This is a genomic window from Providencia alcalifaciens (genome assembly GCF_915403165.1).
In the GTDB taxonomy this organism is placed as follows: Bacteria; Pseudomonadota; Gammaproteobacteria; order Enterobacterales; family Enterobacteriaceae; genus Providencia; species Providencia alcalifaciens_C.
The window spans coordinates 163456-177041 of record NZ_OU659204.1; the positions used below are offsets into that span (position 1 = coordinate 163456).

At 44.8% G+C, this 13586-nt stretch carries 11 protein-coding genes; 5 read left to right on the forward strand and 6 right to left on the reverse strand.

From position 1 onward, the window contains the following. Window positions 1-182: 182 nt before the first annotated feature. The 4 genes from dmsA to dmsD all read left to right on the forward strand — a co-directional run bounded on the left by dmsA (window position 183) and on the right by dmsD (window position 5004). Complete coding sequence (gene dmsA, locus LDO73_RS00720) at window positions 183-2627, forward strand: dimethylsulfoxide reductase subunit A (RefSeq protein WP_224059754.1); 2445 nt, start codon at window positions 183-185, stop codon at window positions 2625-2627. A gap of 11 nt (window positions 2628-2638) precedes the next feature. Further along, entirely contained in the window at window positions 2639-3256 is a 618-nt protein-coding gene (locus LDO73_RS00725; RefSeq protein ID WP_224059755.1) for a DMSO/selenate family reductase complex B subunit, read from the forward strand. 1 nt (window position 3257) lies between these two features. Further along, on the forward strand, window positions 3258-4115 hold the full coding sequence (locus LDO73_RS00730) for a DmsC/YnfH family molybdoenzyme membrane anchor subunit (RefSeq protein ID WP_132496824.1): 858 nt from the start codon (window positions 3258-3260) through the stop codon (window positions 4113-4115). Between the two features lie 274 nt (window positions 4116-4389). Then, complete coding sequence (dmsD, locus tag LDO73_RS00735; protein ID WP_224059756.1) at window positions 4390-5004, forward strand: Tat proofreading chaperone DmsD; 615 nt, start codon at window positions 4390-4392, stop codon at window positions 5002-5004. A gap of 37 nt (window positions 5005-5041) precedes the next feature. Here dmsD and LDO73_RS00740 read toward each other — a convergent pair whose 3' ends face one another. The 6 genes from LDO73_RS00740 to codB all read right to left on the reverse strand — a co-directional run bounded on the left by LDO73_RS00740 (window position 5042) and on the right by codB (window position 11507). Further along, the gene (locus tag LDO73_RS00740) at window positions 5042-5650 is read right to left on the reverse strand and encodes a sulfite oxidase heme-binding subunit YedZ (protein WP_224059757.1); all 609 of its coding nucleotides are present in this window, start codon (window positions 5648-5650) and stop codon (window positions 5042-5044) included. Then, window positions 5650-6657, reverse strand: coding sequence for a protein-methionine-sulfoxide reductase catalytic subunit MsrP (gene msrP, locus LDO73_RS00745; protein WP_224059758.1), 1008 nt, complete (start codon window positions 6655-6657; stop codon window positions 5650-5652). The genes LDO73_RS00740 and msrP overlap by 1 nt, the downstream gene beginning before the upstream one ends. Before the next feature lie 109 nt (window positions 6658-6766). Next, window positions 6767-8128 (reverse strand): heavy metal sensor histidine kinase, encoded by a 1362-nt coding sequence (locus tag LDO73_RS00750; protein WP_224059759.1) that lies wholly within the window; start codon window positions 8126-8128, stop codon window positions 6767-6769. Next, window positions 8125-8796 (reverse strand): heavy metal response regulator transcription factor, encoded by a 672-nt coding sequence (locus LDO73_RS00755; protein ID WP_224059760.1) that lies wholly within the window; start codon window positions 8794-8796, stop codon window positions 8125-8127. The genes LDO73_RS00750 and LDO73_RS00755 overlap by 4 nt, the downstream gene beginning before the upstream one ends. Window positions 8797-8968: 172 nt before the next feature. Beyond that, on the reverse strand, window positions 8969-10267 hold the full coding sequence (locus tag LDO73_RS00760) for a cytosine deaminase (protein ID WP_224059761.1): 1299 nt from the start codon (window positions 10265-10267) through the stop codon (window positions 8969-8971). Beyond that, window positions 10260-11507, reverse strand: a complete 1248-nt coding sequence (codB, locus tag LDO73_RS00765) for a cytosine permease (protein ID WP_108478658.1) — start codon at window positions 11505-11507, stop codon at window positions 10260-10262. Before codB ends, LDO73_RS00760 begins: the two co-directional genes overlap by 8 nt. Window positions 11508-12307: 800 nt before the next feature. Here codB and dcuC point away from each other — a divergent pair. Next, complete coding sequence (gene dcuC, locus LDO73_RS00770; protein WP_224059762.1) at window positions 12308-13582, forward strand: C4-dicarboxylate transporter DcuC; 1275 nt, start codon at window positions 12308-12310, stop codon at window positions 13580-13582. Window positions 13583-13586: the final 4 nt, after the last annotated feature.

Below are 13586 nucleotides of genomic sequence, written 5' to 3' on the forward strand. Positions count from 1 at the left end.
TTATTAACTCAATCAAAAATTCTAATTACCTCTAATTATGTGACAGGCAGTTTTATCGCTAATGGCACACAAACTACATTTTTTAATTCCATTGTTTTAACAAAAAAAGTTTAACGAAAAAATTTTAGCGAAAAAACTTCTTATTATTTTAAGCAATTGCAATTTAAGTGAGCGAGTTATATATGGCCAATATAAAAGAGAAAGCGGCTGTTTTTGCTCCTCTTAGCCGTCGCGGTTTTGTGAAAGCAAGCGCCGTGACAGGTTTAGCCGCTGCAGCGGGAGGATTTTCTCTTCCGTTTAGTGCTTCAGCGGAAACAGAGCAAAAAACATCGACACCATCAGGAAATGAAAAAGTTGTTTGGAGTGCGTGTACAGTTAACTGCGGAAGCCGTTGCCCATTGCGCATGCATGTTGTAGATGGCGAAATCAAATACGTTGAAACCGATAATACCGGTAATGACGTGTATGAAGAGCTGCATCAAGTCCGTGCATGTTTACGCGGACGCTCTATGCGCCGCCGCGTCTATAACCCAGACCGCCTGCGCTACCCAATGATGCGGGTAGGCAAACGCGGTGAAGGTAAATTTAAGCGAATTAGTTGGGAAGAAGCCTTCGACGCTATTGCCAACAACATGAAGCGCTTAATTAAAGATTATGGTAATGAATCTATTTACCTCAACTACGGTACAGGCACCCTTGGCGGTACCATGACAAAATCATGGCCACCGGGTGCGACTTTAATTGCTCGTCTCATGAATTGCTGTGGTGGTTATTTAAATCATTATGGTGACTACAGCACCGCACAAATTGCGGCCGGTTTGAATTATACCTTTGGTGGCTGGGCAGACGGTAACAGCCCATCAGATATCGAAAACTCTAAATTAGTCGTAATGTTTGGTAATAACCCCGGCGAAACGCGTATGAGCGGCGGTGGAGTGACTTACTATGTTGAACAAGCACGCGAAAAATCTAACGCGAAAATGATCATCATCGACCCACGCTACACTGATACAGGTGCAGGGCGTGAAGATGAATGGATCCCAATTCGTCCGGGTACTGATGCGGCGCTGGTTAATGCTATTGCGTATGTGATGATCAAAGAAGACTTAGTCGATAAGCCATTCTTAGATAAATATTGCGTGGGCTACGATGAAACCACCATGCCAGCTGGCGCACCAAAAAATGCGCACTACAAAGCTTATATTCTGGGTGATGGCCCTGATGGCCAAGCGAAAACGCCAGAATGGGCAGCATCCATCACGGGTATTCCGGCAGATCGCATTGTGAAATTAGCTCGTGAAATTGGAACTGCAAAACCCGCTTATATCGTGCAAGGTTGGGGTCCTCAGCGTCGTTCGAATGGTGAGCTGACGTCTCGTGCTATCTCAATGCTGGCGATTTTAACCGGTAACATCGGTATTCATGGCGGTAACACGGGGGCTCGTGAGGGCTCTTACAGCATTCCATTCGTGCGTATGCCGACTTTAACTAACCCAGTACAAACCAGCATTTCCATGTTTATGTGGACAGATGCCATCCTGCGTGGCCCTGAAATGACGGCGACTCGCGATGGTGTCCGTGGTAAAGATAAATTGGATGTGCCAATTAAAATGGTGTGGAACTATGCAGGTAACTGTTTAGTTAACCAACATTCAGAAATTAACCGTACCCACGATATCCTTCAAGACGAGTCTAAGTGCGAAATGATTGTGGTGATTGATAACCACATGACCGCCTCTGCAAAATATGCCGATATCTTACTGCCAGATTGTACTGCATCTGAGCAAATGGATTTCTGTATGGATGCTTCCGCAGGGAATATGTCCTACGTTATTTTTGCTGATCAAGCTATCAAACCTCGTTTTGAGAGCCGTAATATCTATGAAATGACCAGCGAAATTGCCAAACGTATGGGTGTCGGTGAGCAGTTCACTGAAAATCGTACCCAAGAAGAGTGGTTGCGCCATTTATACGAACAATCTCGCGCGGCACTACCTGAGCTGCCAACGTTCGAAGAATTCCGTGAGCAAGGAATCTTCAAAAAACGTGACCCTAAAGGTCACCATGTGGCTTACCAAGGGTTCCGTGAAGACCCGATTGCGAATCCATTAACCACGCCATCAGGCAAAATCGAGATCTATTCTGCGCAATTAGCGGAGCTGCAAAATTCATGGGAGCTGGAAGAAGGGGATGTTATCCATCCATTGCCAGTCTATTCCGTTGGGTTTGAGCAGTATGGCGACCCATTAATGGAAAAATTCCCATTACAGTTGACCGGCTTCCACTATAAATCACGTACCCACTCAACCTATGGCAACGTGGATGTACTGAAAGCGGCTTGTCCTCAAGAGTTATGGATCAACCCACAAGATGCGGCGAAACGCTCCCTGAAACATGGGGATTTAGTCCGTGTATACAATGACCGAGGCGAAGTGCGTGTCAAAGTCAAAGTCACCCCACGTATTTTACCGGGTGTGGTTGGTTTGGGTGAGGGGGCATGGTATGACCCAGATGGTAACCGCGTTGACCATGCGGGCAGCATTAACGTGCTGACCACACAGCGTCCATCGCCATTGGCGAAAGGGAATCCATCACACTCGAATCTTGTTGAAGTTGTGAAAGCTTAAGGATGCCAGATATGTCAACGCAATATGGTTTTTATATCGATTCAAGTCGTTGCACTGGCTGCAAAACCTGTGAGCTAGCCTGCAAAGACTTTAAAAATTTATCTCCAGAAGTGAATTTCCGCCGTATTTATGAGTACGCGGGAGGGGATTGGACTGAGCAAGATGGCGTTTATGGGCAGAATGTTTTCGCCTATTACCTGTCTATTTCGTGTAACCACTGTGATGACCCTGCGTGTGCCAAAGTGTGTCCAAGTGGTGCGATGCACAAACGCGAAGATGGGTTTGTGGTGGTGGATGAAGAAGTCTGTATTGGTTGTCGCTATTGCAGTATGGCGTGCCCTTACGGTGCGCCTCAGTTTGACCAAGCCAAAGGCCATATGACCAAGTGTGATGGTTGCTATGAGCGTGTTGCAGAAGGCAAAAAACCAATCTGTGTGGAATCTTGCCCATTACGCGCATTGGATATGGCACCGATTGAAGAGCTACGCGCCAAATATGGCGATTTAGCGGAAATCGCGCCGTTACCATCGGCTGAGTATACTCATCCAAATATCGTTTTAAAATTGAATGCCAATAGCAAACCTGTCGGTGATACCACGGGTCATCTGGCTAACCCGGAGGAAGTTTAATATGGGCGCGGGAATTCATGAATGGCCATTGATGTTTTTCACCGTTATTGGTCAAAGTGTTGCGGGTGCATTTATTGTGATGGCAGCGGTTTTGTTAAGTGGAAAATTATCCCCTGAACTCAACCGTAAAGTGCATTACAGCATGTTCGGCCTGTGGGTATTAATGGGAATTGGTTTCTTATTATCCACAATGCACATGGGTACACCATTGCGTGCATTTAATGCATTCAACCGCTTAGGGGCTTCTTCACTGAGTAATGAAATTGCCAGTGGTGCAATCTTCTTTGCCTTTGGTGGCTTGTATTGGTTGTTGGCAGTGTTAAATAAAATGCCTGCTGCGCTAGGTAAACTGTGGTTAGTGGTGGTGGCTGTTCTTGCGGCTATCTTTGTGGTGGCGACTTCCCGTGTGTACCAAATTCCAACGGTACCAACATGGAATAATAGCTACACCATGATTAACTTTGTGCTAACGGCATTCTTGGGTGGGCCTATCTTAGCCGCACTGCTATTGCGTGTGGCTGGGTTTGACCTGCAATGCATTCGCCGCCTTCCTGCATTGAGTGCGATAGCATTATTAGTGAGTGCCGCTGCGGCAATTTCCCAAGGATTTGACTTGGCGAGTATTGAAACTGCAGTACAAAAAGCAACAGATTTAGTGCCTGACTACGGTTTCTTAATGGATATTAAGATTGTCGCCGTTGCGATGGGGCTGGGCTGCTGGATCATGCCGTTAATCGCGAAACGTAATCCATCCGTCATCAACTTGGGTATCGGTACCCTGTTAGTGTTGGCGGGCGAGATTGTTGGACGCGGTGTGTTCTATGGTCTGCACATGACCGTGGGCATGGCAGTTAACTAATCGTCACCTCAAAGGCTTAGCAACCTTGTGCTAAGCCTGAGGTTGATGACAAAGAGGGATAAAAGCGTGGTTTTTCCCTCTTTGTGTTATCAGGCGAAAATCAATAAATTGATTTTCCTCGTTAATTTTACAACCCAAACGAGCCATTTCCAAACCTGATGGGTTTGGAAATGGTCTGGGGCTTATCAGATGGTTGCTAAACCTTTCGTTTCCAAGAATTTTTATCAATAATAAGCAAAACAGCAAATAACACATGAACAGTGGATTACACACCATGAACGAACTCGCTTTAAATGATGTTTCTGTGACAGCTCGGATCCTTGGTGCGGCATTCTATTATTCCCCTGACCAAGTGCCCGATATTATCGAATTATTGGTATCCGGTGAGTGGGTAGCAGACTGGCATTACGGTTCTGAAGAGCAAAAACAAGGGATTGCCGCAGAGATGGCGACAATGCAACGTGATGATGAAACCCTTGATGAAGCCTATCAATGCCTCTTTATTGGCCCTTACGCGCTCCCTTCTCCACCGTGGGGATCGGTCTGGCTCGATAAAGAAAATGTGCTGTTTGGCGAGTCTACCTTGCAACTTCGCGAGTGGATGCAAGCCAATCAAATTGATATTCACTTAACGCAAAATGAACCCGAAGACCATTTTGGTTTATTGATGATGATGGTGGCTTGGGTAGCGGAACATCAACCTGAAAATCTTTCTGAATTACTCGGTAAACATATTTTGCCGTGGGGCTTGCTGTATTTAGACAAAATGCAGGAAAAAGGCGACTCTCCATTTTATGTGGGGCTGAGTAAGCTAGCTCATTTAACGCTGGTGGCTTGGCAGGATTCGATGAATATTGAGGCGGATAAAAAACTGATTTTTTATCGCTGATGAATCGGTTGGCGATCTTGAGGATCGCCAATTTATCCTAAGGTTTGATTGGCTGTTTTTGTTGGCTCCAAACACGATAAGCAAAAGCAGCGCCTATTAACCCTAAGTAAATAATCGGCTCAGGCGTTAGGGTTTTTAATGACAAAGTATAGTGGCAAAGAGCGAGTAATAGCGTTGGGTAAAGCAGCATGTGAATTCTTTTCCACCATACGCCTAGGCTCATTCGTATACGGTTGAACGAACTCACTGCCATCAAAAATAAGCATAGCCAAGCCGTGGTGCCAATCACTAAGTAGACCCGCGAAAAAACCTCCTCGAAAAAGAGTGATAAATTATTGACGCCAATCTCCAGTAATAAATAGCTACTCAAATGCAGTACAGCCCAGAAAAAACACCATAATCCCAGTAATTTTCGTATCTGAAACAGCGTGGTAAATCGCAATAATTTAGCGATAACAGGGATTAGTGCGATAACGACGAGCAAACGCAAAGTGGCTATTCCCGTAAAATGTTGGATGTCTTTAGCGGGATCAGCACCAAGTCTCTGGGTATCAATTAAAAAAATCAGCCATATCAAAGGAAGCAGAGCAATAAGATGAAAGCCTCCTTTGGTTAATCTCACTACTAGCCTGTTTTCTTGGGGCATTAGAAGTATCTCCGCAAGTCCATCCCCTGATACAAGTTTGCGACTTGGTCACCATATCCATTAAACAGCAAAGTAGGCTGCCGGGTTACCTGACCTAAACCTCCTGCACCAATAAAACGTTCGGTCGCTTGTGACCAACGAGGATGATCAACTTGCGGGTTCACATTGGCAAAAAAACCATATTCACTGGGCGCGGATAGGTTCCATGTAGTATCTGGCATCTGCTCGGTTAGGCGAATTTTGACGATAGACTTAATCCCTTTAAAACCATATTTCCAAGGAACGACCAAGCGGATCGGTGCGCCATTTTGATTGGGTAATGTTTTTCCATATACGCCAGTGGCAAGTAAGGTTAGCGGATTCATAGCCTCATCTAAACGCAGTCCTTCAACATAGGGATAAGGCAAGCCACCGCCGATATAACGGCTTTTTTGTCCCGGCATTTGTTCGGGAGCATAACGAGTTTCAAAGGCGACATATTTGGCTTTGCTGGTAGGTTCCACCAATGCCAATAATTTGGCTAACGGAAAACCCACCCAAGGAATAACCATCGACCAAGCTTCGACGCAGCGCATGCGATAGATACGCTCCTCTAGGGGAAATTTGGTGTTGATATCATCTAAATTAAGGGTCAAAGGACGATTCACTTCCCCCTCAATGGTGACCGTCCATTCGTCGGTAATGAGGGTATGCGCGTTTTCAGCTGGGTCAGATTTCCCTAGCCCAAACTCATAAAAGTTATTATAGCCAGTCACTTTATCTTCAGGTGTCAGGGTTAACGATGACTGAAACTCATCAGGCTGAATAAATGTCAGTGCTTTTCTTGGCGCTGAGGGCGTTGCTGGTGCATCGTCACTTAGCCAAGAAAATAAGCCCGCATTTGCTGTCGCTGCAACGGTTAAACCTGCCGCCCCCAGACCTAAGGCTTTGAGTAGCTGCCGGCGCTTCATAAAAAAAATGGATTCATCCGTGATTTGAGATCCAGGGATTTTAGGTAACTTTTTCATTGTGCGCTCCATGGCAAAAAGAAGAATGAAATCAGTTATACCGAATGCGTGATAAAAGTGGCTGACAGTAAGATGACAAATTTGTCATCTTACTTAATTGTAGGAAATTTTAGACAGTAGGAAACGTTAGAGTCATGGTGCTGGTACCTGACTCGTGTTCAAAACTAACCGAACCGCCATGCAGTTCAATAATCGCTTTGACAATCGCCAGTCCTAACCCAGTTCCCTCTGTGGTTCTGGCATTATCTCCGCGCCAAAAACGAGTGAAAATTTCCGCGCTATTTTGTAGCAGTTCCCCTTGGTTAGTGATGCGGATTTCTCGTTGCTGGGGAAGATCAACGATTTGGGTGACCACGCGAGTGTTTGGGTGAGAGTATTTAATCGCATTAGCGATAACATTCATGAATACACGGCTGAGTAATACCGGGTCAGCATCAAGTGTGAGGGTTGAAGGCTCACAATAAAGCGTAATCTGCTTCTCTTCTGCATAAGCTGAAAATAGCTCATAAACATCATTCACTAATCCTGAGACTGAGAGACTTTCTCGATTTAACGTAATGTTTTTATTTTCAGCACGAGCAATAAATAACGTGCTTTGGATCATCTGTGCCAGCTTATCGAGCTCTTCAATATTGCTAATGATGACCTCTTCATATTCGCTCACATTGCGGGAACGCTGGAGCGTAATTTCATTTTGCACTCGAATGGCATTAATGGGCGTTCTTAGCTCATGCGCTAAGTCATCAGCGAACTGGGTTAGTTTAACAAAGTCATGTTTTAGCCGCTGGCGCATGGTATTCATTGATTCGCCCAGCTCTTTTAACTCTTGTGGAAGCTGATCAATATCGATCGGATCATTTAGCGCATGAACGTTTGTTTTGATCGTGATCTGGCTCAGCGATTGAATATCGGAGAGCCCTTTTTTCAGCAACCACAAACTCAGTAATCCCATTAGCAGTATTGAAAGGGCAGATACCAGCACGCTTTGGGTTAAATATTGGGTTAATACCCCGCTGCGGTCGACGGAGACTTTACCGAGCACCACATGGAGCTGCCCTAATGGTGAGTTCATCGCGAAATAAACGGCGGAGATGGGAATGCTTTGTGCGGTTTGCCAATGGTTGATTGCATGGATATTGAGTTGCTCAAGGTTAACTAGCCGCAGTGGTTGGGTATCCAGAAGTTCGCTGTTAGTCGCGACGAGTATGTGCCCACTCGCATCAGAAATTTGGATCAAATCTTGGCGCATATCCATCATGCTTTGGAAATACATCGGCAGCGTTTTGATATCGATGCCACCCGAAATTAACTTAGCGAGCTGCTCCGCACGGTTCACGAGTAAATTATTGTCTTGTTCAGACAGCTCATTCTTCAGCGAGTGATACAAAACCCATGTCACGACGCCAGCATTAGCGACCATCAGAATGATAAACAGGGAAATAAGTTTAAAGCGTAGCGACTTTTTTTTCATTCTATTGGCCTATTTAAGCGGTACCCCATACCTCGAATGGTTTCGATAAGTTTAACTTCAAACTCATCATCAATTTTCTTTCTCAATCGACGGATGGCAACATCGATGATATTGGTATCACTGTCAAAATCGATACCCCAAACTTCACTGGCAATTAAGGTTCTAGGTAAAATTTCATCGCTATGCAGCACGAAAAACAGCAATAAAGAAAACTCTTGGCGGGTTAAGATGATTTTCTTTCCTCCGCGTTCAACATCATGACGGGTTAGATCGATTTTTAAATCTGCAATAGTCATGATTGTTGAGGTTGGCTGATTCACTTTGAGTTGGTTTTTAACGCGCGCTAATAATTCAGAAAACGAAAATGGTTTCACAAGGTAGTCATTGGCACCGAGCTCTAAACCTTTAATACGATCATCTACGGCATCCCGCGCGGTGAGGCAAATAACGGGAATGCTTTTTGCGGTGCGTAAGATTTTTAAAATATCCCAGCCACTCATACCCGGCAGCATGATATCGAGAATAACCAATTGATAATTGTTTTCTAAAGCAAAGTAGAGTCCATCACGACCATCATTAGCGACATCCACTAGAAAGCCCGCTTCTTCTAAGCCATTTTTAACCCAACCTTGGGTTTTAAGGTGATCTTCAATTAATAGTATTCTCATGGAAACCCAGCAATCGTTTGATTTGACTTAATTCATCTTAAAGAAACTTTTACTGTAAAGAAACAGTCTGGGGTTTAGCAATAAAAATGAGGTAAATGAAGATATTTCAGAGGAGAGAAGCACGGGGTACTCATTGATTACAGACTCAACAAACCCCGTGCTGGGGTAAAACTTAATTCTCGCTATGTGGCTGATAACCGTAACGAATCGTTTCGACATCGTCGAGTTGAATTTGGGTCACGGTTGGCTGCGTAGTGGCAATCACGCGGCCATCACGGATGGAATAGCGCACAGGCACTTGGCGACGTACTGCATCAAAACCATTTTCAGCAGGCAGGATCAGCAGGCTTGCGCGTTTCCCTTCATCGATACCGTAGTTTTGTAAATTCAACGTTTTCGCGCTGTGTTCAGTAATAAGCTTCAGACCATCATTAATCTGACCATAGCCCATCAATTGGCAAACATGCAATCCCATATGCAGCACTTGCAGCATATTTGCGGTACCCAGTGGATACCACGGGTCGAACACATCGTCGTGACCGAAGCAGACATTAATATTGGCGGCGAGCATTTCCTTCACGCGGGTGATCCCACGACGCTTTGGATAAGTATCGAAACGACCTTGTAAGTGAATGTTCACTAACGGGTTGGCGACGAAGTTAATCCCTGACATTTTCAGCAGACGGAATAAACGTGAAGCATAAGCACCGTTGTAAGAATGCATTGCCGTTGTATGGCTGGCGGTAACGCGTGCGCCCATATTTTCACGGTGAGCAAGGGCGGCAACGGTTTCGACAAAGCGTGACTGTTCATCATCAATTTCATCACAGTGAACATCGATTAAACGGTCATATTTTTGTGCCAGTGCAAAGGTCTTGTGCAGGGATTCCACACCATATTCACGGGTGAATTCAAAGTGTGGGATGGCCCCGACCACATCCGCCCCTAAACACAGCGCTTCTTCTAATAGCGCTTCGCCGTTTGGATAGGACATGATCCCCTCTTGTGGGAAAGCAACGATCTGCATATCCACCCAAGGCGCTACTTCTTTTTTCACTTCCAGCATCGCTTTCAGTGCCGTTAAAGTGGCATCGGAAACGTCAACGTGGGTACGAACATGTTGAATGCCATTAGCAATCTGCCACTTTAGCGTTTGCCAAGCGCGCTGCTTCACATCGTCATGGGTCAGTGTCGCTTTACGTTCTGCCCAGCGTTCAATTCCTTCAAACAAAGTGCCAGACTGGTTCCAATTTGGCTGCCCAGCGGTTTGTGTTGTGTCCAAATGAATATGCGGTTCCACAAACGGTGGAATGGCTAAGCCGCCTTCACCATCAAGGCTGTTGGCTAATACTTCACCAGCAGGCTGCGGAACGATAGCTTTAATTTGTTGATTTTCAATATCGATTCGCCACAGACCTTCACGCTCAGGTAAACGGACATTGTGGATATGTTGAATATGTTGATTAAGCACGGGTCATCTCCGAATTAGTGGCGCGTACGCGATTCAATAGTGGATTCAGGATGGCGTAGCAGATAGCGCCACCAAGCACTGCGTTAACAGGGACAATTCCCGGCAGCCAATGTCCTGCGGCAACACCCGCAGCCACGGCGATTAACGCACTGATATTCACATCGCGCATTTTGCTCATGTCAAAAGTGGCATAGCGATGACGATACATTAAGTAATCCGCAATGATAATGCCACCAATCGGTGGAATGGCTGCGGATAAGAAGGTCAGCCAGCTAACAAAGTTGTTGTACAGCCACAGTGCGCAGAGTGTGCCCACTAAGCCGTTGATAATAGATAACGTCTTGCTGGATAAGCCCGTAATGTTGGCGAACCCTAAGCCAGAAGCGTACAGTGCATTGTCGTTGGTTGTCCAAATGTTCAAACCAAGAACGATAATTGCAGGTAAGAGTAATCCTTGCGCGATCATCACGTCGGAGATATCCGCCATGCCCAAGGAAGCTGCGCCCGCCGCACCAAAGATAAACATCAGTGAGTTGCCTAAGAAGAACGCCACAATCGCTACCAGTACCGCGATTTTCGGCTTACGCCCGAAGCGTACAAAGTCAGCGGTTAAGGTTCCTGCGCTGACAAACGAGCCGACGACCATCGCCAGTGCGAGGTTGAAATCGATAGGTTGTTCTGGTTTTACCATTTGCAGTGCGCTTAGACCACCGGCATCAGTGACGGCAAGATACACGGAGTAGCTTCCTAAGATAGCAATGGCAGGGACGGCGACAATGGACAGCACGGTTAACGCGGAGATACCGAAGAACACGGTGACGGTCATCAAAATACCGGAAATACCAATCAGCAAGTTAATATCCCAGCCCGTTGCTTTCCCGACGGGAATGGCGAACATGGCAACGCCGACGCCGAACCAGCCGACTTGTGTACCGCCAAGTAAGAAAGAGGGGAGCCAAGAGCCGCGAATACCGAAAGAATAACGAGCAAGAAGGTGGGTTGTTAAGCCTGTTTTAGAACCGATAAAACCAAGGAAGGCGGTGTAGACACCAAGAATAAGATTACCAATGAGAACTGCGAGGAAGAAATCGTTGAAACTAAGACCGGTACCGAGAGCACCTCCGGTCCACATGCTGGCGGAAAAGAACGTTAAACCCAGCATTACAAAGGTTAATGCGAGCCCGCCTTTTCTTGCGGATATGGGTACTGGCTCATGACTATAATTTTTATCACCGGACACAATTGCCTCCTGTCTCTATTCTCTGGCCAAAAAAATCTGACGAATTCTATAGCCGTAAAAATAAAAAGCAAACGGTTTCGCACATGCTTAAAAAGAATTAATGAATTGTGTTTTTGATCATTTTTTATTCTAGTCTGTCGCGTAACTGGAAAGGACGTGAGACGTTAAAAAGCCTGATAGGGTGAGATAAAATCACGCTGTAAATCAGTGGTCAAAACAGCTAATGATACAAACAAAAAACGTGAAATTAAGATAAAAAACTTCCGAATGTGTGGGTATCAATGGTTCGTTTTTTTTATTTATATTTATTCAATAAAATGTAATGTTTAGACAGTTTTTAATATTTTATTTATTATTACGCATTTAAATTGTTGATTGGAATTTATTGCTAATTTTTTTGAGTAAAACATGATTTCAATCTAAATGAGAATCTATATTTATAAATCTAATTATTTACGTAATTTAATATTTAATCATTTAATAATTAAAGGGTGAAAAAAGAGTTTCAATATTACCAAAATGATAACAACGTTAATTTTATATTCATTTTGACGGAGTTTAATGTTTCTTTATGGTTTATCATGATTATGTTTTTAAAGGATATTTTTAATTTTTAATGATTTGTTTATAGTAAACATCGCACTGATCACAAAATGGCGGTTAATTTCCAGATAGGGAATGAAAATTGATATCCCTCAATTAAATAAAACAATTAAAGTTCACAATGAATTACCAATTAAAAATTCATTCTTTTCTTTATTTGTTCTATCTATTTCTCCAGGGAATAAAAGAGGTCAGTCATGATAATACAAATTATCGCGGCACTAATTATCGTTGCTACAATTTATCTTTTAATTAAAAAATATGAAACTCGGATGGTATTAATTGCTGCGGGGCTAGTACTTTGTATTATTAGTCTTGTACCAATGGATGCCTTAAATGCATTTAGCGAGCGCATGGTTTCGGCTCCGCTGATCCAAGCCATTTGTTCCAGTATGGGTTTTGCTTATGTCATGAAATACACCAAGTGCGATAAACACTTAGTGCTGGTGCTATCTCGTGTTCTGACTCGACTGGGTTTTTTCCTGATCCCCGCGGCAGTCGTGTTGACTTTCTTTATTAATATCGCGATCCCTTCTGCGGCCGGATGTGCCGCTGCGGTTGGTGCGACATTGATTCCGTTACTGATTGCTGCGCGTATTCACCCAGCTATTGCTGGTGGTGCCGTGCTGTGCGGTACGATAGGTTCTATGCTGAGTCCTGGGTTGTCACATAACCCCTTTGTGGCGCAGATGTCGAACATGAGTATTGTTGACTTAATTGCTCGCCACGGGCCATATAGCTTAGCGGTTGGGGGCATTGCTGCAGTTTCCTTAGCAGTAGTGGCTTTAGTGAAAAAAGAGTACAACATGAAAGCGGCTGTTGAAGTGAATGGCACCGCAGGTACAGAACAAAATGTGGCGGCGGAGCAACCAAATTACCTTTATGCAACAGCCCCGTTTATTCCATTGATTCTATTAATTTTGCCATTTATGGATGCGCTGAAAGCGTATCAAATCAGTGTGCCAGCCGCGATGCTCATCGGGGCAATCTATGCGTTAGTCATCACGCGTACTAACCCTTCAACCATTACCAAAGAGTTCTTTAAAGGAATGGGGAATGCCTATGGGGATGTGCTTGGGATCATCATCGCTGCCGCCGTTTTTTCTGCGGGCCTCAAAGCATCTGGTTTAATTGATTCCTTTATTGGTTTTCTGATCCACTCCCCTGAATTTGCACGTTGGGGGGGGACATTGGGCCCATTCTTGATGGGAATTATCACGGGTTCAGGTGATGCGGCCGCGTTTGCTTTCAACGAAACAGTGACCCCATTTGCTCAGCAATTTGGTTATGAAATTCCTGATTTGGGGATGGCTTCTGCAATTTCAGGCGCATTGGGTAGAACCATGTCACCGTTAGCAGGTGCGGCTATCGTCTGTGCAGGTTTAGCTAATGTGAACCCGATGGAAATTGTGAAGCGTACTGCGCCCGGCATGATTGTTGGGGTGATTTTCATTGCGCTCATCATGCTTTAATTTT

Coding starts and splice junctions, on each gene's coding strand:
- dmsA (WP_224059754.1), top strand. CDS start 183: ATGGCCAATATAAAAGAGAAAGCGGCTGTTTTTGCTCCTCTTAGCCGT.
- LDO73_RS00725 (WP_224059755.1), top strand. CDS start 2,639: ATGTCAACGCAATATGGTTTTTATATCGATTCAAGTCGTTGCACTGGC.
- LDO73_RS00730 (WP_132496824.1), top strand. CDS start 3,258: ATGGGCGCGGGAATTCATGAATGGCCATTGATGTTTTTCACCGTTATT.
- dmsD (WP_224059756.1), top strand. CDS start 4,390: ATGAACGAACTCGCTTTAAATGATGTTTCTGTGACAGCTCGGATCCTT.
- LDO73_RS00740 (WP_224059757.1), bottom strand. CDS start 5,650: ATGCCCCAAGAAAACAGGCTAGTAGTGAGATTAACCAAAGGAGGCTTT.
- msrP (WP_224059758.1), bottom strand. CDS start 6,657: ATGAAAAAGTTACCTAAAATCCCTGGATCTCAAATCACGGATGAATCC.
- LDO73_RS00750 (WP_224059759.1), bottom strand. CDS start 8,128: ATGAAAAAAAAGTCGCTACGCTTTAAACTTATTTCCCTGTTTATCATT.
- LDO73_RS00755 (WP_224059760.1), bottom strand. CDS start 8,796: ATGAGAATACTATTAATTGAAGATCACCTTAAAACCCAAGGTTGGGTT.
- dcuC (WP_224059762.1), top strand. CDS start 12,308: ATGATAATACAAATTATCGCGGCACTAATTATCGTTGCTACAATTTAT.